The sequence below is a fragment of the Ferrimicrobium sp. genome (assembly GCF_027319265.1).
Taxonomy (GTDB): Bacteria; Actinomycetota; Acidimicrobiia; order Acidimicrobiales; family Acidimicrobiaceae; genus Ferrimicrobium.
In genome coordinates, this window is the sequence record NZ_DAHVNP010000082.1 from 20,364 (window position 1) to 44,418 (window position 24,055).

General features: G+C 57.0%; 20 protein-coding genes and 1 pseudogene. 14 read left to right on the forward strand and 7 right to left on the reverse strand.

All coding sequences use genetic code 11. The features are described from left to right. Window positions 1-601: 601 nt before the first annotated feature. The 5 genes from M7439_RS12760 (at window position 602) to M7439_RS12775 (ending at window position 2,634) form a co-directional block, all read left to right on the forward strand. Entirely contained in the window at window positions 602-859 is a 258-nt protein-coding gene (locus M7439_RS12760; protein ID WP_298344080.1) for a type II toxin-antitoxin system Phd/YefM family antitoxin, read from the forward strand. After that, a complete protein-coding gene (locus M7439_RS12765) occupies window positions 856-1,275 on the forward strand; it encodes a type II toxin-antitoxin system VapC family toxin (RefSeq protein WP_298344077.1) in 420 nt (139 codons plus the stop codon). The genes M7439_RS12760 and M7439_RS12765 overlap by 4 nt, the downstream gene beginning before the upstream one ends. Window positions 1,276-1,515: 240 nt before the next feature. After that, window positions 1,516-1,680, forward strand: coding sequence for a ribbon-helix-helix protein, CopG family (locus M7439_RS13190; protein WP_366525201.1), 165 nt, complete (start codon window positions 1,516-1,518; stop codon window positions 1,678-1,680). A gap of 268 nt (window positions 1,681-1,948) precedes the next feature. Further along, complete coding sequence (locus M7439_RS12770) at window positions 1,949-2,092, forward strand: hypothetical protein (protein ID WP_298344075.1); 144 nt, start codon at window positions 1,949-1,951, stop codon at window positions 2,090-2,092. A gap of 314 nt (window positions 2,093-2,406) precedes the next feature. Continuing rightward, complete coding sequence (locus M7439_RS12775; RefSeq protein ID WP_298344072.1) at window positions 2,407-2,634, forward strand: hypothetical protein; 228 nt, start codon at window positions 2,407-2,409, stop codon at window positions 2,632-2,634. Between the two features lie 1,268 nt (window positions 2,635-3,902). Here the strand turns inward: M7439_RS12775 and M7439_RS12780 are convergent. The 3 genes from M7439_RS12780 to M7439_RS12790 form a co-directional block, all read right to left on the reverse strand. Further along, window positions 3,903-4,925 carry a kelch repeat-containing protein gene (locus M7439_RS12780; RefSeq protein WP_298344070.1) on the reverse strand — a complete coding sequence of 341 codons (1,023 nt, stop codon included), beginning with the start codon at window positions 4,923-4,925 and terminating at the stop codon, window positions 3,903-3,905. 273 nt (window positions 4,926-5,198) lie between these two features. Then, complete coding sequence (locus M7439_RS12785) at window positions 5,199-6,266, reverse strand: lysylphosphatidylglycerol synthase transmembrane domain-containing protein (RefSeq protein WP_298344067.1); 1,068 nt, start codon at window positions 6,264-6,266, stop codon at window positions 5,199-5,201. Window positions 6,267-7,512: 1,246 nt separating this feature from the next. After that, window positions 7,513-8,310, reverse strand: coding sequence for an SDR family NAD(P)-dependent oxidoreductase (locus M7439_RS12790; RefSeq protein WP_298344061.1), 798 nt, complete (start codon window positions 8,308-8,310; stop codon window positions 7,513-7,515). Window positions 8,311-9,981: 1,671 nt separating this feature from the next. Here M7439_RS12790 and M7439_RS12795 point away from each other — a divergent pair. Further along, entirely contained in the window at window positions 9,982-10,287 is a 306-nt protein-coding gene (locus M7439_RS12795) for a hypothetical protein (protein WP_298344058.1), read from the forward strand. 101 nt (window positions 10,288-10,388) lie between these two features. On the opposite strand, the gene M7439_RS12800 is transcribed toward M7439_RS12795, so the two are convergent. Further along, window positions 10,389-10,787, reverse strand: coding sequence for a GntR family transcriptional regulator (locus M7439_RS12800; protein WP_298344055.1), 399 nt, complete (start codon window positions 10,785-10,787; stop codon window positions 10,389-10,391). A gap of 249 nt (window positions 10,788-11,036) precedes the next feature. On the opposite strand from M7439_RS12800, the gene M7439_RS12805 reads away from it, so the two are divergent. Continuing rightward, a complete protein-coding gene (locus M7439_RS12805; RefSeq protein ID WP_298344052.1) occupies window positions 11,037-15,086 on the forward strand; it encodes a DEAD/DEAH box helicase in 4,050 nt (1,349 codons plus the stop codon). Window positions 15,087-15,250: 164 nt separating this feature from the next. Here M7439_RS12805 and M7439_RS12810 read toward each other — a convergent pair whose 3' ends face one another. Further along, entirely contained in the window at window positions 15,251-16,507 is a 1,257-nt protein-coding gene (locus M7439_RS12810) for an MFS transporter (protein WP_298344049.1), read from the reverse strand. A gap of 317 nt (window positions 16,508-16,824) precedes the next feature. On the opposite strand from M7439_RS12810, the gene M7439_RS12815 reads away from it, so the two are divergent. Beyond that, window positions 16,825-17,541, forward strand: a complete 717-nt coding sequence (locus M7439_RS12815; RefSeq protein WP_298344046.1) for a fatty acid desaturase — start codon at window positions 16,825-16,827, stop codon at window positions 17,539-17,541. Between the two features lie 287 nt (window positions 17,542-17,828). On the opposite strand, the gene M7439_RS12820 is transcribed toward M7439_RS12815, so the two are convergent. Beyond that, window positions 17,829-19,082 carry a D-alanyl-D-alanine carboxypeptidase family protein gene (locus M7439_RS12820; RefSeq protein ID WP_298344043.1) on the reverse strand — a complete coding sequence of 418 codons (1,254 nt, stop codon included), beginning with the start codon at window positions 19,080-19,082 and terminating at the stop codon, window positions 17,829-17,831. Window positions 19,083-19,241: 159 nt separating this feature from the next. Here M7439_RS12820 and M7439_RS12825 point away from each other — a divergent pair, with 159 nt between their 5' ends. From M7439_RS12825 to dnaB, 6 genes and pseudogenes are all read left to right on the forward strand, one after another. Continuing rightward, window positions 19,242-19,634 (forward strand): DUF5318 family protein, encoded by a 393-nt coding sequence (locus M7439_RS12825; RefSeq protein WP_298344041.1) that lies wholly within the window; start codon window positions 19,242-19,244, stop codon window positions 19,632-19,634. Between the two features lie 190 nt (window positions 19,635-19,824). Then, a complete protein-coding gene (gene rpsF / locus M7439_RS12830; RefSeq protein ID WP_298338899.1) occupies window positions 19,825-20,160 on the forward strand; it encodes a 30S ribosomal protein S6 in 336 nt (111 codons plus the stop codon). Between the two features lie 21 nt (window positions 20,161-20,181). Then, on the forward strand, window positions 20,182-20,646 hold the full coding sequence (gene ssb / locus M7439_RS12835; RefSeq protein ID WP_298344039.1) for a single-stranded DNA-binding protein: 465 nt from the start codon (window positions 20,182-20,184) through the stop codon (window positions 20,644-20,646). A 2-nt stretch (window positions 20,647-20,648) separates the two neighbouring features. Then, a pseudogene (rpsR, locus tag M7439_RS12840) lies at window positions 20,649-20,912 on the forward strand (30S ribosomal protein S18); the annotation flags it as partial. Window positions 20,913-21,061: 149 nt separating this feature from the next. Further along, complete coding sequence (rplI, locus tag M7439_RS12845) at window positions 21,062-21,511, forward strand: 50S ribosomal protein L9 (RefSeq protein WP_298344036.1); 450 nt, start codon at window positions 21,062-21,064, stop codon at window positions 21,509-21,511. A 12-nt stretch (window positions 21,512-21,523) separates the two neighbouring features. Then, a complete protein-coding gene (gene dnaB, locus M7439_RS12850; RefSeq protein WP_298344032.1) occupies window positions 21,524-23,287 on the forward strand; it encodes a replicative DNA helicase in 1,764 nt (587 codons plus the stop codon). A 56-nt stretch (window positions 23,288-23,343) separates the two neighbouring features. On the opposite strand, the gene M7439_RS12855 is transcribed toward dnaB, so the two are convergent. After that, the gene (locus M7439_RS12855; protein ID WP_298344030.1) at window positions 23,344-24,006 is read right to left on the reverse strand and encodes a hypothetical protein; all 663 of its coding nucleotides are present in this window, start codon (window positions 24,004-24,006) and stop codon (window positions 23,344-23,346) included. Window positions 24,007-24,055: the final 49 nt, after the last annotated feature.

Below are 24,055 nucleotides of genomic sequence, written 5' to 3' on the forward strand. Positions count from 1 at the left end.
GAAGGCATACCGGGGGCGATCTTCGGCGTGCGAATCTTGACCGCAGCACCTCCGAAACCAGGTTCACCATCACTCAGTGCTCTAGAAGCTCTGAATGGTCCAGAGCCCCATGACGAGGAAGTGAGAACCTAGGTGGCCAATGATGAGATATCGAGGTGCAGCCTCCCTGATTCTTAGGACTCATGGGGATCGCCGGGAAGCTCGGCCCCTGGCACACTGTGTGTCACGAGATTTTGCCTGAGCCTACTCATTCATGACAACGTATGATGAACATACCCTGTGGGGGCGCAATGATGCTCACAGATGACCATGGATGAATAGTGAATAGTCGAGGGTCGGCATAGATTTCCGAAATGAGCGCAGCTAGCACTTTGGGTGGGATCGTGACCTCGTGGCTAGCATTATTGCTACCGTTTCATCGCAGGCAGCCGTGCTATCGTCTTAGCCTTCTGGCCCTCAGCGATTGATTCTTCAAGCCGCGCGCACGCTGATACCGGGGCCTAGAGAGCACTCCGCTTGGAGCAAGAACCTATTATAAGCCTGGAGACTCTCTGTTGGTAGCTACAATAAGCCTTTGTAAGTAGCTACTGGGAGGTAGAACATGGAAGTTGGCGTTCGGGAACTGAAGAACAATCTCAGCCGCTATCTTGCGAAGGTTGGCAGCGGTGATGAGCTCATTGTCACCGATCGCGGTCGGGCAATAGCCAAGATTACCCCAATCGGAAGAGAGAGGACACTGGATTACCTGATCAGAGAAGGGATCGTGACACCGGCCACGGCCGTAAAGCAGAATGCCCCTACCAAACGGGTACGTCCGAGGCATGCGGTGAGCCCACTTATCACGGATCAGCGCAATTGATTGCCTATTTCGATACTTCTTCCCTTGTGCCACTCTTCGTTGAAGAATCAGGCTCTGAACGGGCCAGTCTCTTATGGGACCAAGCTGATCATGTCGCCGGGGTTCGGCTTCTTTACGCCGAATGCCGTGCAGCGCTGGCCATGGCTACCCGGCTTGGACGGTTGAGCACGAGGGCCTTACGCACGGCGGTGATTGATCTTGAAGTGCTCTATCAGCAGATTGACATCGTGGAAGTCTCCGACGATTTAGTCCGGCGTGCCGGAACCTTGTCCGAGATCCATTCCTTACGGGGTTACGATGCTGTCCACTTAGCTGCTGGGGAGACGTTCATAGGACAAGACGTTGTGTTCGTGGCTGGTGATGGGCCACTGTACGAGGCAGCCAAGAGCATGGGATTAGCCGTAGCCCGCACGTAGAGTGTTTCCTGACGCAAGCAACCCTGTCTGAGGGATTATGGTTTGCGGTCGAACATGCATCTGGTGGCAGCATGAGGACGTCTAGTGATCTGATCGAAACTATGGTGACGAGCGGTTTTAGCGCGTGGGCGTGCGAAAGCGCGGCGCCAGTGACGCTGTCGCGCTGGAATCGAGCTGTGAAAGCCTGAGCTTGCCTAGGCCAAGATCAGGCGTGCGGCGACACAATGGATATCCCGATGTATGTCTTTTATAAGCAAAAGTCTTGTATCTGTTGACGAAGAGTTACTCGCGAGAATCGACAATGCCGCAAGGTCTGCTGGTCTAACTAGAAGCGCCCATCTGTCTCGCTTGGCCGAACGTGATCTGGGTGATGTGTTCGGTCCTGAGGTCAACCGGCATGTCTAACGTGCAATCGCTGAGCTTCAGGAGCTGTTCAACACTCAGTCTTGTAGGGAGAGCACCATCGCGACGATTCGAAGTGACCGCGACACGCATTGAGAGATCTCGTCCTTGATACTTCAGTTGTGATCAGGTGGTTCGCCTACGAGCAGCCCGGATTGGAAGGCTCGTGAACAGCATAACGACTTTCATGCGGGCCAATTTTCGGTGGTTGTTGCTTCGCTATTTTTCTTGGGGGTGCTGAACGTCGCCGGAAGACGCTGGCAATGAGGCGGTGTTCCAGCTCGCCGAGGCTCTCGGTGACCTTGCCTTCGAGGTGGCCGAGCCAACGGTACAATCGGTGGCTCGCTGGGTGTCCTTGGGATTGACCGCTTACGACGCGGCCTACGTGGCGCTGGCTGAGGACCGGGGTCTCTGACTCGTGACCGACGATGAACAGATTATCGAAGTGGGTCCGGTAGTAAGTCGTGCACTGGTCCAAAGATACGATGCAGCGAGGTGTGGGGTGGTTGATCGCAAGGAATAGGAAGCCGGCTACCAAGGAGGTGGCTGCGCCGATGCGTACTATCTGCTTGACAGTCGTCATTTTGCCCTCGAAGAGCAGGCCGACCAGATTGCCTACCTCACGCCCAATTTCCTTGTTGCCAACCTTGGAGGTTTCTCAGCGGCGTAGCGAGCAGCGGGACTTCGTGGCGTCCACCTACGCCTAGGCAGTTGAGCACAAGAATTGTCATGGCAGTACATAGAGCGATACCAAACGGATTTACTACAGGAATCGCGGTCGTGCAAAAGCATGGACAGTCTTCCTCTCGGGAACGCGTAGAGATCATCGATGCCAGAGCAGGCCCGTGCTCGACGATCTTTCTTGCAATTCCCGATGGCCAAGCTCTAGGTGTTCATGGAGGACGCGGCCTTGAGTCGATGCCATCATGGACCGGATCGGTCATGGTCCTCGAGTGATTGAGCTCACTGGTGCATCGATGCGAAAGCTTGAAGTGAACCAAGGGGAGGAAAAATGACCGCGGAGAAGCACCGATCCCTAAAGAGTCTCAGGAGCGAGAAGGGCTGGGTTTCAAGAGATGGCCCAAACCAGTTTCAGGAGTTAGCATTGGCGGCCTTTCCGAGTTAGGAACGAGTGATTTGGGGGTGAAAGTGAACGCTCCTCGGGAGGCGACGACCGTGCCCCTAGCGTGGAAGAGTTTGCTTCGCTGTAGAGAGGGGCGACTTATTTTGAAGTTCTGGTCGGTGTTGGTCCAGTGATGCCCTGTCTCTGTACTGCGATGGTCGTTCGCGTTGGAGGTTATGATGTTTTGTCGGAGGGTGGTAGTATTGTTTCCGTTCCTTCCTGTTGGTGGTGAAATCTTCGAACAACTGACAGGAAGCGGCTACGCCATAGGCAGAAGGGGGAGCTGTTGTCGAGATGAAGAGGCGATCGGAATTATCTATGCCGCATTCGGTGGTGTTTGCGTTCATTGCAGTGGCGTGCGGTTTGCTAGTTGTTTCACTGGCACAAATGGGCACAGCGGCAAGCGATGTAGCGGTGGCAGTGCTCATCCTTGCTGCACTAGTGTCGCTCGGTTTTGCGGGGTCTCGGCTTCGGTCCACACCCGATCACCCTCGGCGATGAGTGAACCGGGCTACTTGTAGCACCGCTCGTGGCGATACCGAGGTAGTCGTTGCTGCTGTCAATTGTGGGTGCCAACCAGGTACCCTAAATGGGTAATCGACGTTGGGAGGGGCGATGGATGCAAGCGGCCGTATTGGGTGATCCGTTCTCGTCATGTGGTAGATCACTGCTAATGTTTGGCGACGAGTGAAGAGCATTGGGTAGTACGGTCTTTCGGATCCGGTTCGGAGGGGTACCTCTCGATGAACTGGCATGTCGGAAGGTCGCTATCAGCTGGTGGCTAGACAGTGTGTCTAAAGATCGGCCAGCTATCGGGTGCCCGCTAAATCGAGGTTAGGTCTTCAGCTAGAGGCTCGGTAAGCACCACGACTTGTGGCTTACACCAGCGAGATCCATGTCGCAGTTGGTGCGGCGGCAGTATGACGAACCTTGATGATTCCGGACAGCGCGTGAGAAGCGGATACCTGGTAGTGCGACAGTCGCGTTTCCTACCCATGGCGATCTTTGATTCGATCTAGAGCTAGTAGTGGGTAGGTTGCCCTGGGTACTTGGAGAGGAGTCATGGCTAAGGCAGTCGGTGAGGTTGCGGCGTTGGGTTGGATTACTCCTCGATCTCAAGGATCCAGGTATCATTGAGGGGAGTCGATGACCAGCGGTGTTCGCTGCCACCAAAAAGTACAACCTGGCCATTCATCTCGTCAAAGGTCATCGCTGCTGCACATCTTGGCGAGGGGGCGGACGCAGTCTGTACCCTCACCCAAGCTTTTCCATCAAAGACCCAGGTGTCGTTCAAACTCACCAAACTGCCATTGTCGTGACGGCCAGTTCCACCGAAGAGTACGCAGTGCCCAACGATTGAATCATAGGCCAAGGTCGGCTGCGTCCGTGGTGAAGGGGCTGTCGGAGTCCGCACCTCCTCCCATTCCTTCCCATCAAAGACCCAGGTGTCGTTGAGGCGGCGATCATCTACGCCTAGCTGCTGATCACCTTGTCCACCAAAGAGCACGACCCCGCTACTCCTGGGATGTGGTGCCATCGTTGCAAAGTTGCGAGCAGGTGGTCGCAACTGTGGAACCCGCTTTTCCCACACGCTGCCATCAAAAACCCAGGTCTCATCGACGAGGGGTTTTAACCCCGGTTCCTTGGGCCAAATTACTCCGATCAGCGTCTTTGGCCCAGCCCTCAATCCGCCAAAGGCCACCACCAAATCAGACCCAGGGTCGGTCGTTAACGCTTGCTGAGCGTAACTGGGATACTGTGAGGGTCGCACCTCCTCCCATTCCTTCCCATCAAAGACCCAGGTGTCGTGGAGATTGCTCATGCTGATGCCCTTATGGGGAGCATCACCACCTGTAGGTTGTGATCGAATACCGTTCAACAACACCAAGTGAGATCCCCGAGGCGAACAGGCCATGGGAGACGAGTGACGAGGAGAGGGTCGCCTCCTCGGATTGAGTTCTCTCCAGTTCGTTCCGTCAAAGCTCCAGGTGTCATTGAGCCCATGCCCACCAGCGAGACCGCCGAAGAGGATGACGCTCTGACTGTTGTGGTCATAGGCGAACGAAGCCCCAGAACGTGGCGGTGGAGCCGTGGCAGTATTGATGTTGATCCAGCTTGCTCTCATGATAGTATCTCCTTGATCGCTCCCTTTGTTGAGCAGTCATCCTATGCGACTTGAACCAAAGTAATTGTCGCGATAAAGCGATCCGACGTTGTGTTGTAGATCTATGCTCCCAAAGCATAGGGAGAGCAAGAGACTCTTTATCTGTACTTTGTTTGATCTCAATAATTGCCTTGATGGTAATTGATTCCCGAGATCGATGTCCGTTTGGGTGGACCGAGTGATGTGAGCTTGAGCCCATACCTGCCACGTTGTCTGTTCTACGATAGTGTGTTGCTATTGCTGTGGTGGTCTACGAGTGGGATGCTCCGTCTTGGTTTGACTGGGCGCAGCAGACATCTCTTTCGTAATCGGGAGAAACTTTCGATAGAAAATATAGCCAGGTGGTAAGCCGATGAGGAGGTTCATAATCCGATAGACCGTGGTCACCGCTACCGCGAGCGCAAAGGGGACCCCTAAGGCAATCAAGGTGCCTGCCATACCTAGCTCGAAAACGCCAGTGCTGATGATGACACCGCCAAAGATGCTGACAATATTAGCGAAAAGATAGGCCATGACTGCGGTGCCAGGGTTCACGGTTTTCCCAAAGGCGAGGAATGCCATGTAAAAGGTCAATATTTCAACGACAATATAGAGAATTGACCATCCGAATGGCTGTAGCATCCGACGCTTGTTGTTGGTCATCGCACGATAACCGACGTAGAACTGATCGACGAAGTTGGTTACCTTATCTTCTTTGAGGGATTTGAAGAATCGCTGTAAGAAATGCATGGTGGCATGTAGAGCTCTTCGCAACAGGACTTCATGCTGGACCAGGACGACCAGCACCACCGCCAGCGCGGTGATCCCAAGGGCGGAGATCACGGTGACGTCGAGTAGCGATCGTCCACTCCTGTTGCTCTCGGCGTAGATGAGCAGGAAGCCAACGGGCATCATGAGGAGCACCGCAAGAGCACTGAAGGCATAACGCATCAGCTGCACGAGTACGCTGACGCCTCTTGGCACTTCGGGTGCGAGTACCTGGGAGAGGTAACCGGCACCCGCGAGACCGGCGGAAGGCAGGAGATAGTTGACAAAGTTGGTAGCCAAGGCCCCTTCGAAGAGACGCGATGTCTTCAGGTCGTACGCAAAAATCCGTAATATAGAGCGATAGTAGAGACCGTTCAGCCAGTAGCTCCCCAGTTGGATGATGACGACGGAAACAAGCACATACCAGCGAAGCGTTGTGAGTAAAGGTATAAAGTTGCTGAGCGAGCTACGATTCTCCCAGAGGACGAGGGCAAGGCCAACGAGGCCGAGAACCCCAAATATTCGACGGATACGTTTTGGAGAGGTATGTTTCATGGCTCGATGGGCAACACGTGTGTTTTGACCGCGGTGAAGCAGTGGCGCCGCTGGTGAGTGTTGTGGGGTTGCAGTATTGGTCGGAGGGTGGGTCGATGCAGCAATCGCGCATGGCCCGTTACCGAGCGTAGCTGATGGTTCTGGCCCGATCCTTTGGTGGACAAGGTGGAGATGACATCAGCGATTGCACCGGTACGCGCGAACCCGGTTGGCGGGACGGAGGGTCGATGGTTGAGGAGCAACGCCCCTGCTGGGTCAATCTTGTCGAACACGGTTGTTCCGTGGAGGTCCATGTCAGCCAAAGGCAACCGAGATTGACTGAAAAGCCGTTCGCCTGACGTTGCCGCCAGGTGCGTTTGTCTCACTCCTATGGGTATCGGGAGAGGTAGCTTTCTGCGCTGGAGGGGGTCGCAAGCGGACATTTGCGCAGGAAAACAGCCTTTGTCACAAGAGCCGGATTGTCTACGTTGTCTACGCACGGCCAGGGACGATAGGGCATTGCCATATTGGGGTGGAGCGCGACGGATGTGCGGTCCGATGGAAGTCTGCTTGGGGTAGACGTGAGAGATAAGAAGCTTACTGTAGAGGTTCATAGCGTCGGTGAACGCGATCGTTGTCGGCGGTAAGCCACTATCTCCGCTCGGAGTGCACACGGTCATCGATCCTGTTGGCCCACCTTGTCCAATCCGCACTGGGGGCCGGTCTGCTCTGGCCCAGAACCGTCTGGAGCGCGAGAGACTCGCTCGATCGACAATACCCACTCCTCTAGTACTAGTCTGTCGATCTGTAGGAAGCCTGTGTCGGGTGGCGGTTGCCAGCGCCGAAAAAGATCGTGGGAGATTCTCTTGCCCGGCTAGCACGGAAGATGGTCAGACATCGCATCAGCAAATTCGCGATGTTGGGTCAGATCGATACGCCGAGAGGTAGGGTTCAAAAGACTTCCCTCGCAGTGGTTAACCACGCCAAAGGGCTTGTTGGTCGTTGAATGGATGGACCGACTCGTGAGGTATCCCCTGCCATGACAGGCTGTGATGGCGTTCGATGTTGCTGTTTGCGCAGCGCACCCAGGTGCCGTTGAACCACCGTTGCACATCGCGGAATTGGCTGTTGGCTCAACGAGCAATAGAGGGCCCTATCCATCTTTTGGGACAGAGGAGCCGAGGTTGGGTTGGGAGTTGCTTGGGAAGGGTGACCCCTGTCAGCCACAGGCTGTACTCGCCGGTCAATTGATGTGACGAAGAGGTGATCAGCCATGATAGAAGGTCGATGTGCACCCGCCGTCGACGGCTACGATTGACCCTGTCATAAAGGATGCGTCATCGGAGGCTAAGAATGCGACAACCCTTGCCACCTCGGTGGTGGTGGCCTGTCGCCCTAACGGCTGTAGCGCGGCGCTCGCCTCGCGTCTCCGCAACATCTCGTCCGCTTGGTCACTGGGCAAACTGGCGCGTCGTCCACCGAGATCGGTGTCGATATAGCCCGGCAGTACGGCGTTGACCCGAATGCCAAGCGGTCCGTAGTCGACGGCAAGCTGTCTCGTTAGGTTGACGATGGCACCCTTTGTAGCGCAATAGGCGGGTGCAAGTGGTGCGCCAATGATGCCATAGGTGGAGGCAATGTTGATAATCGAGGAGTGCGTCTGTCCCAACAGGTGCGGTATTGCGTACTTGCTCGCAAGGAAGGTGCCGCGCAGGTTCACGCCGATGGTCGTATCCCAATCCTCAACACTAATCTCATGCAGCAGACCGTGTGCGCCACCGATACCCGCGTTGTTGACGAGAATGTCCAGCCGTCCGTAGTCGTTCATGACCATGCTGACCAACTTGGCGGTCTGTTCAGGGCGAGAGATGTCGTAATGATACGGGGTCGCCCGATGGCCCTGTGCACCGATCGCAGCGGCAACCCGTTCGGCACCGTCATGGATATCACAGATCGCTACTCCAACTCCGAGGGCCGCGAGTGAATGAGCGATCGCCTCGCCAATTCCCCGGCCGCCACCAGTCACTAGTGCCACTCGTCCATTCATAGTTTGTTGTGTCTCCATTGCACCTCTCCTATCGAATCAGATTTTTCGGTCTTATCATGACCGTAGTTGACCGGTGAGGCCCGGCATGACGCTCCAAATCGTCCATCAGGTCGGCACAGCACGACGCTATCGCCTCTGGCAATGATGGCCCGATCACGCCTCTTCATTGACGACAACGAACCACTTGCTGTTCAGAGGTTTTGCCCGGGGCGCAAAGTCGTTAGGAGCAAAGCTTGAATTACCAGAGCCAGTTCACCAAGGCTCTTGCCGTGCGTGATGCGATAGCACACTGTTTGCCAATTGGGGGGTGTGCGCTATTCGGATGGGCAAGGGGTTTCGAGGTGCACGAACAGATCAGAAGTTGTGATACAAGCGCGCCAGTGGTTCCTGCCACTTAGATCACTGCCCTCTGGAGTTTGCATGAAGGTGAACAGATCTCAATTAGGGATTGGCGTAGACCAACAACTCCTGCTGCTTGCTCTGTCATCTCGAGGGCATGGTCATCCCTAGGGCGCAGTGCTTATTGGAAGGAGTCCCAGCCGGAGACACAGATCTTGCACGCCAGGGCCGTTCATGATGGAGAGGCGAATGGTGCGCACATCTCTGTCCGACCGAAGCCACCCGAAGGTGGCGAAAGCTATGCTACTGGCGGTCAATAACTCCGGTGGCACCTCTGCGCCGCTTCGCGGGAACGATGGTTGATGCTGCAATTGCCGTGGTGGTAGATCGTCGCTGGAACACGGCGCTTCTTTGTGTTGAGGGAGCGAGTAACGGCGTAGGTAGCGTTGTCGATCGGATGCAGTGTTCGGCGGGCACGCTTGATTGCTCGCGGGGTGAGCGCATTCTTGCTGGTGCGCACTGGGTGCGCTGCACGCCGCACGCTCCTTGGGACCAAAGCTCGTGATAAAAATCCCATCTGAATCCTCCTTTGATGATAGGACAACACTACATCATCGCGCGATTCGAAGGCGGCATGAGTCAGGACCTGTCTCGCGTTGGTGGTGGCTCGGTGCTTTCTCCAAGCCAGTACGAGGTGCAAACAGGGGTTTTACCGTTCAGGGGCCTCCTTGCGTGGAGTGATGGGGCCGCAGCTCTCGGTTGGGTCCAGGTGACCGATGCTTTGCCTCGCGGGTCTTGTTGGGTCACTCCACACACAAGAGGCCCTGGCGTGATTTGCATGATCCCAAAGTCCTCTGGGTAGGAAAGCATTCTTGAGGGCCGGGGAGGCAGCACGCGTTCGATCGTGGCAGACATTGTGGTATTCCTCCACGGCCAATCCCTCGGGGTGGTTGCTGGCTAAGGACAACGTCCGCCCTCGTACCGCGTGGCTGGTTCAGATCGCTCGTGCAAATGATCAGCGTTGCGTGACGGCGACGGTCGTCAGCTGGCGATAGTGAAGACAGCTATACTAGCTTCATGACAGTCTCGACGGATTCAACACCAGGCAGTCATGATGTGGCAGTGGACGATCGCAGTCGTGAGGAGCTCCTGTTTCGTGAAGCCCGACGGCGCTAACGGCGCAGGCGCCTGATCTGCTGGGCGGGCTTCTTCGTCCTCGTGTTGGCGATGGTCGGCTATGGGGTCTATGGACAAGAACAAGCCCTTCATCGCAACCCGACAGCAAAGCACCTGGTAGCGACTCCAGTCGCAGATCGGTCCGTTGCAGTTTTGAACTGCAAGGATGTCGCGGTGGTGGAACCGAAGAACTTCGTGATCTCCTGTGCCGACGGCAATACCATGCTCACCAAAACCCGATGGATTCGGTGGAATCGAGGTGATGCCATGGGGACGACGGACTTTGCAATCAATCTCTGCAACCCGAGCTGCTTCGCCTCGAAGATGTCGTTGTTCCCGCAAGGCACGGTAGTGCTGTCGCGTCCGATGAAGACGCAACACGGGGTTTTGTTTTCGGAGTTGGTGGTCCGCTATCGTGCTGATGGGAAGCTATCGAAGTTCTCGATGAGTTGGAACGGTGACCCAGCTTTCCGGAGGTAAAACGCAGGCCGGAGGAGCCTTGGCTGTCGGCCCTTTGGGTGTCGCCCGCGTGTAAACCTGCGTGGCGTTCCATGATGGAGTACCGATTGGCACCACAGTGACTAGGCAAGTGAGCTCAGCATCGCGATCAGCTCGTCACGCTCGTAACCCTGTTTGCGGGCAAACGCCAGGAGTTCGGCTGTGCGGGTAAGCACGAGGGAGCGTTCTTGGGTGCCTGCGACTTTAATGGAACGTCCGCGACCCATCTCAATGAGTCCTTCATCGCGTAGCATTCTCAGCGCTCGCAGAACGGTATTCGGATTGACGCCAAGTTCGGCCGCTAAGTCTCGTGCCTGTGGAATGCGCTGGCCAGGTTTGGCCTCGCCCTCTGCGATGGCGCGTCGTATCTCTGCGGCAACCTGTTCGTGGAGTGCAGTTGGCTTTGCCCGTGAGACGGGAGGAAGGCTGAGGGCCGCTCCAGGGACTGCATGTGTCTGGTCAACGTCAGGAGTGGAAGTCATAACGCTAACTATGTTAGCTTCATTGTAGCAGTCTGGGTGCGGGCTACTCATCGAGCCCGAGCCGAGCGAAGGCCCATAGACGACGCTCTGACGGGTCACGGATTGATCGAGGGTTCTCGCGCATGGACGTGGTTGCGGGTCTGAACCTTGAGTATCGGCGATGGCGCGCTGGCATCCACGGTGCTATCGCGATAGCGCTTGGTAGCATGGAGACAAGGCCAACTGGCTAGCTGCCGCACCAACGAGGAGGTGTCTCGACTGTTATCGCATACCGCAACCTGTCTGGCCAAGGCCATGGCACTCCAGTGGGGTTTGACGACGAAAAAACTGAGCTACGAGGTGCTGGACTCGATGGTCCGCGCTGGCATCGTGGATGGCCCGATCACCAAGACCAAATCGGATGCCGCATGGATAGAGCTCGATGTGGCTGGCTATCTGCTATCGGATCGCGTGGCGGGCTATGCAAAAATTGCGGGCGAACTCGGCAATGATCTGTACTTTGAGCTGATCGAGACGGTTCATCACTCGGAGCTCGTTGGGGTGCTGCGGAGTGCCGGTTATCGTGCCTATGCCATGGATCGGTATCTCGACATCGGTCGACTCCGTCTGAACGCAATGCGACGGCCCGGATCAGCCAATGAGCACGCGCGATACGCAATGCATGGCCTAGAGGCCGACGAGCTGCGAGAGGCATTCTTTGATCGTTTCGATCCTCGCCTCTTTGAGAACCTGGCACCAGAGTGGAGCGAACTCGTCGCCGCTCAGGCGTTGGCAAGCCACCTCTGGGACTTCGATGCCTCCGTGATGGATATGGTTCAAGTCCTATTAGATCAAGAGTTTGTCGACCCTCAGCTCCATTTGGCGCTGGCCCAAGTTCTCTTCCTTCGAGGACAGATTGATCAGGTGCAATCCTACATCGGCGATGAACTGGGATTGTATGCGCCATTCTTTGATGCCTTGGAGCTGATCCGGTCTGGGGAGTACGCGTTGGGGGCCCAGACCTACGCCAGCGCCATGGCTGGCTACACCAAGGTGACCCGCACCCGCTCTGCGCCCCTATATCCCGTGACGGAATTCTGGTATCCAATGGCGTTGCTAGCCTCCGGCACTGCTGCCGATCTGGAACGAGCGCTGAAGTACTGTATCGCCAGTTCCCACTCGAAGAACCCTCCTCGGTTCTCTCTCTTTGGTAAGTGGGCACATGCGATCCGAGTGCGGCTCGGACGAGAGGGACTTGACCCCGACGTCTTTGTCCAGCCGTACGCCCGTGGTCTCGATGCACTGTCCGATCTCTTGTTGATCAACTGGTTAGCACCTGAACTGGAGTCGGTACGATCCAAAACGGGTGAACATCTCCAGCGTGCGCACGATCGAGCGCAGGCGGTCTTCGCGCCCTGTGGCTTTGTTCGATTAGTCGAATTGACTACAACGGCCTTTGTGCATGCCACCGGGGGAGAGGATGCTGCTCCCTTCTTTGTCGGTGCGCCCCAACCCCACTGGCAACTGGTGCTCGACTCCCTCCGTGCTCTTGGAGAGGAGGCACCCGAGCGTATAAGTCGCTATGTGTGGATGATCAACCAAACAGGCAATGGACATCTCCGTTCCGTCGAACCGTGTCTTCAGACCAAGGGAGTCCGTGGATGGGGTAAGCCCAAGACTGTGAGCTTGGCACGTTTGGTATCTGACAGTGAGCTTCCTGGCGAAGATGCCCGGGTGCTGCGCTCAATCCGCAAACTCTCCGGCGGTGGCGGTGGTCGTTATGAACTGGATCTCGGTGCGGCCATGATGAGCCTGATTGGACACCCTCGGGTTGTCTTGAATACCGACCCGGATCGGTTTATCGAGGTCGTGGAGGGTCGTCCTGAAATAGTGGTGGCACGTACCGATGATGGACTCGAGGTGAGGGTCGAACCGCCGTCGCTTGCCGATCTCGTCGATCAAGCCAACGCGACAAGTTGGGGTCGGGCTCCAGATGCAGAGATCTTACGCGTGATGGTGGAGCCCCCCTCTCGGCTCGTGGTGATCCGGCTCTCGAAGGCCCAACGGCAGGCGATTCAGCTGATGGGCAAGCGCTTCCAAGTCCCTCGTGAGGCTGTTCGAGATATGGACTCAACGTTAGCGGCTCTGAGCGCTCACTTCGAGATCCAGTCTGACGAAGTCGTCACGGGGCGATTGGTCGACGCAGTCTCGAAACTCCGCTGTGAACTCAAACCGCAGGGAGAGGGGATCACCATGCGCATTGTGGCAGCCCCACTCGGACCGCAGGGTCCACGATTGGTTCCTGGTGTCGGGCGTGCCAAAGTGGTGGCAAGGATCGACGCAGAGACGGTGGCGACGACTCGTGATCTCGATTGGGAGGCAGAGCTCGCCAACAGAGTCATTGAGGCACTGGGGGTCGCTCACGGCGATATCGCGAATGAGATCGACTTCCCCACGGCAGACGAGGCACTAGATGCACTCGAGACGCTCAACGCCTTTCTTGATGAACTAGATCTTGACTGGCCCAAGGGCAAGGCGATTCAGGTGCTCTCGCCCGGTTTAGGTGCACTACGGGTCTCGGTGTCGAGTCAGAAGGACTGGTTGGCGGTCAGAGGCGGGATAGCGCTCGACGACGAGAAGGTGTTCGCGCTCAAAGAGCTGATGACTGCTGCCACCAGTGGTGCGAAGTTTGTGACGCTCAAGGAGGGTCAGTACCTCGCTTTAACCGGATCGTTGAAGGAGAGGGTCCTTGAACTCGCGGCAATTACCGATAACTCTGGTAAGGAGATCAAAGCCTCCAAGTTGGCGGTCGGGGCCCTTGAGGAGCTTACCGATGGGGCCACTGCGACGTTTGATACGAGCGCGGCGCAGCTCATCGAGCGGTTGCACCAGGCCCAGAAGTTGGTTCCTCTTGTCCCTTCAACCCTCGAAGCGGAGCTACGACCCTACCAACGTGAGGGTTTTGCCTGGGCGATTCGTCTGGCTGAGGCAGGGTTTGGTGCGTGTCTCGCCGATGACATGGGATTGGGCAAGACACTCCAGGCGCTGGCGGTGGCGCTTGCACGGGTGCGAAGCGACGGTGACCCGACGCTGGTAGTCTGTCCGACCTCGGTGGTGGACAACTGGATCAACGAGACGTTGCGTTTTGCCCCCACACTCAACCCGATCAACTTCGCTCGGGCAGATCGATCGAGGGTGGTTGCCGATGCAAGCGGCCACGATGTCCTTGTCGTCTCCTACAGCGTTGTGATCCAAGACGAGGATCTACTCTCCTCGCGTCACTGGAGGACGCTCATCGTCGATGAGGCCCAGGCGATCAAAAACATCGCTGCAAAGCGTACGCAAGCGCTGAGTGGTCTCGATGCGGACTTCAAGATGGCGCTATCGGGTACACCGATCGAAAATCACTTGACCGAACTCTATTCGATCGTGAATTTCCTCAATCCAGGGCTGTTAGGGACCCCCACACAGTTCGGGAGACGATTCGTGACGCCAGTGGAGCGTGATAAGGATCAAAGTGCGCGGCGGCGTCTTCGAAAAATAGTCGGCCCCTTTGTGCTGCGACGCTTGAAGACCGATGTGCTCACCGACTTGCCACCAAGAACCGAACTCACACTGACGGTGGAGCCACGAGAAGATGAGGCACACTTCTATGAGGCGATGCGCCTGCGCGCGATCGAGGCCGCCGAGGTGGCTCTTGAACACAATGAGGCCCAAGCTAGCTTCCATATCCTCGCAGAGCTCACGCGACTCCGTCGGGCCGCCTGCGATATCCGGTTGGCTGAACCCACCTTTGGTGTCGTAGGTTCCAAGGTGGAGGCGCTCTTGGAGCTCGCGAGTGAAATCCAAGACAACGGACATCAGGCACTTGTGTTTTCACAGTTTGTTGACTTTCTCTCGCTCCTGCGTCAGGCCTTTGATGCGGCGGGACTTCGTTACCAATACCTCGATGGGTCGACACCGGCAAGTCAACGAGCGCGTGAGGTGGAAAGCTTCCAGTCAGGAGACGCGAACTTCTTCCTCATCAGCATCAAGGCGGGCGGGGTCGGTCTGAATCTCACAGCGGCTGATTACGTGATTATCGCTGATCCGTGGTGGAACCCTGCGGTCGAGGAGCAGGCGATGGGTAGGGCGCATCGTATTGGCCAGAGCCGACCAGTGACCTCGTATCGGCTGATTGCGCGGGGGACGATCGAGGAGACCATCACCGAACTGCATGCATCCAAGCTCGCCTTGGCCGAGGGAGTCCTTGGTGAGGACGAATCGATGGGGTCGCTTCCGTCAGCCCGCGATCTCATCGAGTTGATGTACGAACGGTAAGTCCAGTACTCCTCGCGTTGGCTTCGGTTGGCCGCGCAGGAGGGATGCTCCATGAGAGGTGTGGTTCGCGTCGTCGACGCGTATCTTGGCTCTCTGGTCCTGCCCATAGTTTGCCTCTCAGAAACCCCTCTGGATGACGCACGAGACGAGTGAGATGCGGCGATCTATTGCGTCTCGGTATAGGGAGTAGGAACTCGACGAAAGATACTGTAAATGACGATATCGTAGGCTGCTTTGAGTCCGCCCGCTATGACGAAGGGATACGCAAAGAGCGAGGTACTCGAGAGAAAGACTCCTGCGATGAGTGGTGACGCTCCCGTTCCGAGACTCCGTGCGCCATTGGTTGTCGCGGCGAGGTACCCGCGATCCTCGGCATCGACGATCGCCATCGTATAGGCCTGGCGGGTGGGGACGTCCATCTGCGACAGCATGTGACGTGCAAGTAGGACCACTGCAGCGAGGAGGCCTGTGGGGGCAAAGGGTACAAGTGCGAGGAGAATGTTGGAGGGTAAGTGAGTGAAAACCATGGTGTTCAAGAGCCCAAAGCGTTTGGAGATTGAGGCGGCTACCAAGGATGACAGTGCGGAGAAAAGGTTGGTACCAAAAAAGAGCAGCCCGATCTGGGTGAGGTCAAAGCCAAACTTGACACGAAACCAGTAGACGAGGAGCCCTTGCACAATCAAACCTCCTCCAAAGGCATCCACGGTGAACAGAGCGGTGAGCGTGCGGACCACCTTGCGGACCTGGGGTGTCGGGCGATGGCGGGGTTGCGACTGCACGGCCTCAGGGTCGTTGATGATCTGTTCCACCGAGTTCGGAACCACCGCATAGAGAATGAGTTGGATCAGGGCGATTGCGCTATAGGCGAGGACAACGACGCGAAACAGGCCAGTTGAGATCTCTGAGGCATGCCCTAGCCCGAAGCCGAGCAGGGCGGCGATCAATGCACCAACCGCGGTGGCCGTGTAGCCGACCAAGGTGAACCAGGCATAGGTCTTCGTGCGTGCGTGTCCCTTGACAAGTTTCGAGAGCATCGCCTGTTCGATACCGAGGAAGAGTCCGACCTCCTTGCCGGTTGGAGAGATGCTGCCCAGGATGATGATGACGCCGAGGAGGAGTGGCTCCTTGGTCACCAGGAGGAAGGGAGCGGCGACGAACCAGAGAAACGAACTGAGCATGAGCAGCCGACGCCGGCCGAAGTGGTCGACGTAACGACCAATGAAGAGGGAGATCAGTGACGACCCGAGTAGCGCGACGGTGAACAAAGCTCCAATCTCAAGAGCCGAGATATGTTGTTCGTGCCAGTAGAGCGGCAGGATGATGGCAATCACACCAAAGCCCACTTCGCGCAGGGCCCGAGCGATCAGCAGAAACCAGGCTGCTCGGTCCCTTGGCGTCGGCTCCTCGTTGTTCTTGGTCATGTTGTGTACTTTCTTGTCCGGGAGTGCCCTCTTTCTTTCCAGTACAACCTAGCCAACGACACCGGAGGTTGTGTAGGCACCTAGGAGGTGTCTTGATCGTACGATCGTTGTCAGTTGTGTCTGCTGGCGTGGCGGTCGAGGTTGATCAATGCCTTCGTCCGGTCGCTAAAAGCGCATTGCCTGTTCGGTGGGAAGGAGAAAGTGAGTGGGAAAATGATTGCAGTTACCAAGGAAATAGCAACCGCTACCTACGCATTTCCTAAGGATTCGCGTTCTAAGGACGGAATGAGCGTGCCGAGAGAAGTATGCTTAGCAGGGTGCTATTTGCCCTCATTTTCGCCTTCTTTATCACCCAGCTCTCGATTCTTTTGACAACGGTCTATTTGCACCGCACACTATCGCACAAGGCGCTAAAGCTAGCTCCTGCGGCTGAGTTCGTAGTCCGACTGCTGCTGTGGCTCACGACCGGGATTCAGCGTCGCGAGTGGGTTGGAGTCCATCGGATCCATCACGCGCACACCGACGTCGCGGGAGACCCACACTCACCGATCGTTGAGAGCTACTGGAAGATCCAGCTCCTTAACCTCTTCTACTATCGACGGGCCGCCAAAAACAGGGAAGCCATCGAGCGGGTTACCAAGGATCTCCAACCTGATCGCTGGGATCGGTATGTATTTTCGCACTCGTACCTCGGTCTCGGTCTTGGGGTTGGGATCTTGGTCGCGCTTTTTGGGGTTGAGTTAGCCGTCATTATTTCTGTTGTCCATCTGGTGCTCTACCTCACCTTGAGTGCTGCGGTGAATGCAATAGGCCATCGATTTGGCAAGAGGCCTTTCCAGAATTTGGCCACAAATAATCAGTGGCTTGCGTTCCTGACCTTCGGCGAAGGGCTGCATAATAATCATCATGAGCTTCCCACTGCGGCCAAACTGTCCTTTCACGCACCCCAGGTAGACCTTGGCTGGTATGTGATCAGATCGCTTGAGCGGCTTCATCTGGCAAAAGTTAGGACGCTCAAACGCGGTCTTGTCTGACCCTGACGGCGTCGCGCTACTGGGAGCGTGAGGCGGCGTTGGTGCTGTCTCGACCAGGTCGGTGACAGCGTGTGGATGGACGGATGCGTGACTAGGCCCCTCATGACATTCCATGTGCCCCAGGCGACACGGGCCCTGCAGGTGCTCGCTAATTCAGCGCTGGCGAAGCGTAGCCCTCAATTCAGCGCTGGCGAAGCGTACTCCTAGAGTAACGTACTCCTCAGGAAGGGGCATCGTCAGTAGCTCGTTCGGGCACTGGGGAAGTCGTCGTCTCTACCCATGCTGGCCTATGCATGTAGGACGCGCCACCAACGGCTCGGTGGGGGTATCGCACCAGTGGTGACGATGGCAATGCGTTCGGTATGCATCGGCCAGCTGAGCACCAGGTAGCCCGCGACCGCCCCTGCAGGACGGCCGATCAAGTGAGGTGCACTGGTGAGCCGGACCTGATAGGTGATCGCTTGCCCAGGCCACAGGGCTACCTTGAGTGGCCGGGTGAGCATCAGTTCGACCGGCGATCTCATGCGCCCGAGCCAAGGAATCCGAAGGGAACCAATCCGTTGGTGCGCCCTGACACCGTCAATGCGAACAACGCCAGACCCAACCTCATCTGCGAGTTGCTCGGCAATGCTCGCTGCATGATGGAGTGAGGCGGGCCCCTGTTGGTCGAGGACGACGGCAACCGCCGGGAAGGAGCCGGATGGGCTCCGCTCCTCGGTGGCGATAGCGGCACACCCGCCAGACCAAATGGTGTAGCCCGATTTGATGCCAATCACGTTAGCCGTTCCAATTCGGGCGACAATATTGGGCAGGGTGCCAATCAGTGGCAGCGTGACCGTATGCTCATCGACGATCTGATCAAAGACGGCGTTGCGCATGTCCATCGCTGCGATGGAAGCGACGGCTTGCGCGGTGGCTTTGGTTGCCGGGTTGAAGCCACTAGCGTCAGCAAAATGGGTGTTGGTGAGGCCCAAGCGAGTCGCGGTTTGGTTCATCTGCGCTACAAAGGAGTCCTGAGAGCCAGCGACCCAGGAGGCGAGCAGTTGGGCGACGTTGTTAGCTGAACGTGTCAGGAGCGCCTGAAGCAGCTGATATTCGGTCAGCTGCTCCCCGGCGGTGACCTCAACCGAAGATTGATCCTGGGCGACGTCGTCGTAGTACTGTTGCTCATCGGTGGAGGTCATGGTCAGAGTCGGTCCTTGCGATCCGACGGCCAGTGGATGACGCTCCAGGACGAGATAGGCGGTCATCAGCTTCGCCAGGCTTGCAATGGGCACCGGACGTTGGTCGGGGGTTGATGCGAGGGCATTCACGGCTAGCGAAGGGATGGCCACGGCGGCCTGTCCTTGGGTGGGCCAGTGGAGCTTGGGCGGAGCACCCGTTGCAACCAGCGTGGTTGGTGGGTTGAGTGAGATCTTTATCGGCGGGAGTGTTGCCTGTGAGCGAAACTCGAAGACGATGCCGATCGTGAGGGCAAGAGCGCCCAAGGCGAGCGTTGTGAGCAGAACCGTCCGGTGTCGTTGCAGGAAAGACGAGTGCATTTGGGTGCCAAGGCTAGCATGCCCAACGACATGATTGGTATCGGCGATGGCCGGGTCAATGGGCCAGTGTTAAGGCGATTGTCGTCTGATGGGCAGAGAGCTTAAAGCTTGTCCTCGTTCTTATGACTGGAGTTGGCCCTATCGGGGTATGGTGGATCCATGGGAGAAGCCGACCCACAGAGGTCTCATCGGTCAAGCTTCGATGGTCCGTCACTGGATCTGCGCCTCCTGCGCGCACGTGTCCTGAGCGATCTGCGACGAGGGAGCCTTGGCCTTGTTGATGTGTGTGATGCGGATAGGCAACTCCTTGACGCTGCCGCTAGCTTTGGTGTTGTCTTACGCGATGCGTGTCCGGTCTGTGATCAGGAGACACTGCGTCACGTTGCGTACGGCTTTGGTAAAGGGCTGCCGGCCAGTGGCCAGGTGGTTGGCGGCCTGCTCAGTGATTCGTCGATGCTCGGGGTGAGCGATCTCAATGTATGCATCGTAGAGGTCTGTATGGCCTGCCGGTGGAACTTCCTGATCGAACGAAGGTTCAAGCGAACCAAATAGGGAAGCGGCGCGCCAAGGGTGCAGTGCAGCCGAACCTGAACCACTAGTCTGTCTTCGATCGATTCCTGTTGTAGGGGTCGTTGTATTGCTTTCCTGCTCCTTGCACCATCCTTTGGTGGTGTGGTCACTTGGCAGTGTTGTCATCTGACAGAGGAGTCCTGGTGAAGAGCCTGGTCCATAGGAGGTACCTTTGAGAACATATGAGCTAGCCCTGATTACTGACTCCTCGCTTGAGGAGGCGGTTCGTGATGGTGTGACTGAACGAGTCGAGTCGATTATCACGACCGCTGGTGGGTCGATTGGCGAGAAGGCGACGTGGGGACGTCGGACCCTCATCTATCCCATCGCTCACCATCTTGAGGGATTCTATTCATTCCACCGGTTTCAAGCTGAACCGGCGACGGTTACGGAACTCGATCGAGTTCTGTCGATCGCTGATGAGGTCCTCCGCTTCAAGATCGTCCGCCTTCCCGAGCGTGCGATAGAGTCAGGAAAGGCGCCGCTCCTCAAGGGAGCAGCGCGCTAAGACACGAGGACAGGAGAAAATATGTCCGCCGGAAATACCGTTACCTTGATTGGCAATCTCACCAAGGAGCCAGAACTCCGTTTCACCTCGCAAGGTTTGGCCCAGACCACATTTTCTATCGCCGTCAACCGGCGTCGGATGAATCAGCAGACACAGGATTGGGAGGAGTCCACCTCCTTTTTTGAGGTAGTTTGCTGGCGTGAACTCGCTGAGAATGTGGCCGAGAGCCTCGAAAAGGGATCTCGTGCTGTGGTCACTGGTCGCCTTGAACAGCGGACATGGGAGACACCCGATGGTGATAAACGATCCAAGATACAGGTTATAGCCGATGAGGTTGGTCCTTCGCTGCGGTGGGCGACCGCCCAGGTGACCAAGGCAGATCGGCGCACCGGAGGCGCTGGCGATGGCGGTGGCCGTAACGCGGCCCAAGCGAGTGTGCCTGAGCCGTCGATTGGAAGTTTTAACTACGATGAGGAGCCGTTTTAAAAATGGGTAAGAACGCGACGAAGAAGCGGCCGGTCCGCAAGGAGTCCGCTGATGCGCTCAAGAAATTTAAGAAAAAGCCATGTAGTTTTTGCCTGAGCAAGACTGAGTGGATCGACTATAAAGACGTCGAGTTGCTCCGTCGTTACATCAGCGATCGTGCCAAGATCCGCGCACGCCGAGTCACTGGCAACTGCACACAACACCAGGCCGAGGTGGCAAACGCCATCAAGGTGGCGCGCGAACTGGCCTTACTGCCATATCTTGCCCGGCCGACCAACGACCGGGAGCGCGGTCCTGGTGGCGGTGGCCGCGGCCGCAATACTGACCGTCGTGTCCGTAACGAGGATGTCGAAGACGTCGTCGATGTTGATGATGACACCCAAGAGGACGAGTCACAAGAGGAAGAGGAGTAGGCATGGAGCTCATTCTCCGTCAACCAATCACCGGTCTTGGCCGACGAGGTGATCATGTCAAGGTTGCTGATGGGTACGCCCGCAACTATCTGCTCCCTAAGGGGTTGGCCTTGGTGGCTACGCCAAAGGTAGCCCAGCAGGCAGAGTCGATGCGCAAAGCCTCCGCCGAGAAGCATCAGCGCGAACTTGAAGCTGCATCAGAGCTGGCTTCACAGTTGGTGGCCCTCGAGATCAGTGTTGCGAAACGATCCTCACGAGATGGTAAGCTTTTTGGGTCCGTCACGACCGGCGAGATCGCTGAAAAGGTGACAGAACTTTCGGGTGTCACCATCGATCGGCATCAGGTCAATATGTCGGAGCCAATCAAGACGACTGGGACCTTCTCCGTTCCGATCCGGCTGCATCCGGAGGTCGAAGTGGCGATCAACGTCGAAGTCATCGCCGAATCATAGACGAAGCATTCCATGGCGGCGCGTGAGTCGAGAGCGATCAGTGAGACTCGGGTACCGCCACATAGCGTAGAGGCTGAGGACTCGCTCGTTGGCGCGATGCTGCTCTCGCGTGATGCGATTAGTGAAGCGGTTGAACTGGTCAAAGATGATGATTTCTTTCAGCCATCGTTGCGGCATATTTTTGGCGCTCTCTGGCAGTTGTACACCGCTGGGGATCCAACCGATGTCGTCTCTGTCTCCGATCAGCTTAAGCGTTCTGGGGTGCTCGACCAGGTGGGTGGGACCGAGAAGCTGTTACTCCTGCAGGCGTCGACGCCGGCTATCGCGAGCGCGGCGCGCTACGCCCAGATTGTGCGTGACTACTCACTTCTCCGCCGGCTAATCGCTGCGGCCACCGAGATCGCCGAACAGGCCTACGCATCGCCTAACGATGTCCAGGAGATCGTGGACTACGCTGAGGCACGTATTTTTGATGTTGCTAAAGGGAATAATACCGACAATGCGGTTGTCATCCGTGATGTCCTGTGGGAGGCACTCGAAGAGCTCGAGGAGCTCTACGCCCAAGGTGGGAACCAGACCAAGACGGCATCAACAGGGTTTCGGGATCTCGATGAGAAGCTCTCCGGGCTCCACCGGTCCAACCTGATCATCGTAGGTGCTCGTCCTGGCATGGGGAAGACCTCCTTTGCGCTGTCGATGGCGTCGAAGGTGGCGGAGAACTCGGAGGATCCGGTGTTGATCTTCTCGCTCGAGATGAGTCGCATCGAGATCGGCCAACGTCTGCTGGCGGGCGAGGCGAGAGTCGACTCGATGAAGATTCGTAGCGGGCGTCTCGTCGAGCGGGAGTGGGACCGTATCTCGCACGCCGCTGGGCGGTTGGCGGAGCGCAAGATCTTTATCGATGATGACCCCAATATCACCGTGTTGGATATCCGAGCGCGATCGCGGCGGCTGAAGGCTAATGAGGGGCTCTCATTGGTGATGATCGACTACCTCCAGCTCATGTCGTCCAGAAAGAACGTGGAGTCGCGTCAGGTTGAGGTCTCAGAGATCTCACGAGGGCTTAAGCTCCTCGCTCGTGAGCTTGATGTGCCGGTGATTGCGCTCTCTCAGCTCTCTCGCAACTTGGAGAGTCGCTCGGATAAGCGGCCGTTGTTGGCCGATCTGCGGGAGTCAGGTTGTCTGGCGTGGGATACGCAAGTCCAGTTAGACGATGGCACCACCGAGACGATTGGGATGTTGTGGGCTAAAGGCACCCAACAGTTTGGATTGTTGTCAGCGACGCCAGGGGCTGCACCGTTGCGCTCGGTTGCCAAGCGAGTGGTTGCCACTGGGGTTAAACCGCTGATCCGGATTGAGTTCGATGACGGCACCCACCTCGATGCCACCGCAAATCATCCGCTCGCGACCCCGCAAGGATTTGTACGGGTCATGGCGCTGAAAGTCGGTGATCGAGTGATCGCTCTCGACGAGAGAACGGCCACGGTGACGAAGGTGATCATCGCTCTTGCACCGTTACCGCCAGAGTTGGTCTTCGACATCGAGGTGCTCGAGAGTCACTGTTTCTACGCGAACGGCGCCCTTGTGCATAACTCGCTGGAACAGGACGCAGATATCGTCATGTTCATCTATCGGGACGAGGCGTATCGACCGGACAGCCCTGACCGTGGTGTCGCTGAGATCATCATCGCAAAACACCGCAGCGGCCCTGTGGGGACGGTACATCTCGCCTTTATGGAGAACTGGGCGCTCTTCGCCGACATCGCCCAAGGGTAGACGACCTAGTATCGCCATGGACTACGATACCGTAGTGTGCGACGTGCGTCGGTTGATCAGTTGCAGGCCTGATGCTGGCCGATACGGTGCTGGTGATCATGTGTGGCACGCTCCATGGCGGGGTGCGGCGTGGTGCTCGGGGCCTCGTCTCTGTAGGGAATAGTGCTCAAGAGCTCGGAGAGTGAGTAGATGAGCAGAATGGCGAAGCCAAACTGAAAGAGCACCTCTCCAGGCATCAAGACGTTGATGCCGTTGTCGGGCAGAGAGAACATCGCCAAGAGGCCACCGACAAACTGGATGATGATCATGGCCCAGTTCAGCCCACTGTGGACGAAACGCAGCGTGATCCAGATCGAAAGGCCGAGCTGGACCAAGAAGAGGACAGCCCCAAGAGTCATGTGGGCCCAATTGAAAAAGGTATTCCAGGTGTAGGGGGTGAGCATGACGCCGGCCATCAGGATCCCGATCGCAAAAAAAGCTGCTCGTACGGTAGTCAACGGCTGTACCCCGCGAGGCAAGAGGTTGCCCAGGTGTACGATCAACCAAATGCAGATCAAGAAGCCGACCGCCAACGGGAAGAAGGTTGCAAGATGAACAAGGTAGTAACTGATGCCGTAGACGTTGACTTCGTAGGTTGGCAAGATGATGCCGTCGACCAGAAGGGCACCAAAGAGAGCGAGGTAGGCGGCCATCAGAACTTTGATCGCGTGTTCTCGCATCGTACCTCCTGTCCTTGGGTCTACAGCCCCATGTCCTCGGCCCTCGCAT

Coding starts and splice junctions, on each gene's coding strand:
- rplI (WP_298344036.1), top strand. CDS start 21,062: ATGGAGCTCATTCTCCGTCAACCAATCACCGGTCTTGGCCGACGAGGT.
- M7439_RS12800 (WP_298344055.1), bottom strand. CDS start 10,787: ATGACTTCCACTCCTGACGTTGACCAGACACATGCAGTCCCTGGAGCG.
- ssb (WP_298344039.1), top strand. CDS start 20,182: ATGTCCGCCGGAAATACCGTTACCTTGATTGGCAATCTCACCAAGGAG.
- M7439_RS12810 (WP_298344049.1), bottom strand. CDS start 16,507: ATGACCAAGAACAACGAGGAGCCGACGCCAAGGGACCGAGCAGCCTGG.
- M7439_RS12825 (WP_298344041.1), top strand. CDS start 19,242: ATGGGAGAAGCCGACCCACAGAGGTCTCATCGGTCAAGCTTCGATGGT.
- M7439_RS13190 (WP_366525201.1), top strand. CDS start 1,516: ATGTCTTTTATAAGCAAAAGTCTTGTATCTGTTGACGAAGAGTTACTC.
- M7439_RS12790 (WP_298344061.1), bottom strand. CDS start 8,310: ATGGAGACACAACAAACTATGAATGGACGAGTGGCACTAGTGACTGGT.
- M7439_RS12775 (WP_298344072.1), top strand. CDS start 2,407: ATGGCAGTACATAGAGCGATACCAAACGGATTTACTACAGGAATCGCG.
- M7439_RS12780 (WP_298344070.1), bottom strand. CDS start 4,925: ATGAGAGCAAGCTGGATCAACATCAATACTGCCACGGCTCCACCGCCA.
- M7439_RS12785 (WP_298344067.1), bottom strand. CDS start 6,266: ATGAAACATACCTCTCCAAAACGTATCCGTCGAATATTTGGGGTTCTC.
- M7439_RS12820 (WP_298344043.1), bottom strand. CDS start 19,082: ATGCACTCGTCTTTCCTGCAACGACACCGGACGGTTCTGCTCACAACG.
- dnaB (WP_298344032.1), top strand. CDS start 21,524: ATGGCGGCGCGTGAGTCGAGAGCGATCAGTGAGACTCGGGTACCGCCA.
- M7439_RS12760 (WP_298344080.1), top strand. CDS start 602: ATGGAAGTTGGCGTTCGGGAACTGAAGAACAATCTCAGCCGCTATCTT.
- M7439_RS12855 (WP_298344030.1), bottom strand. CDS start 24,006: ATGCGAGAACACGCGATCAAAGTTCTGATGGCCGCCTACCTCGCTCTC.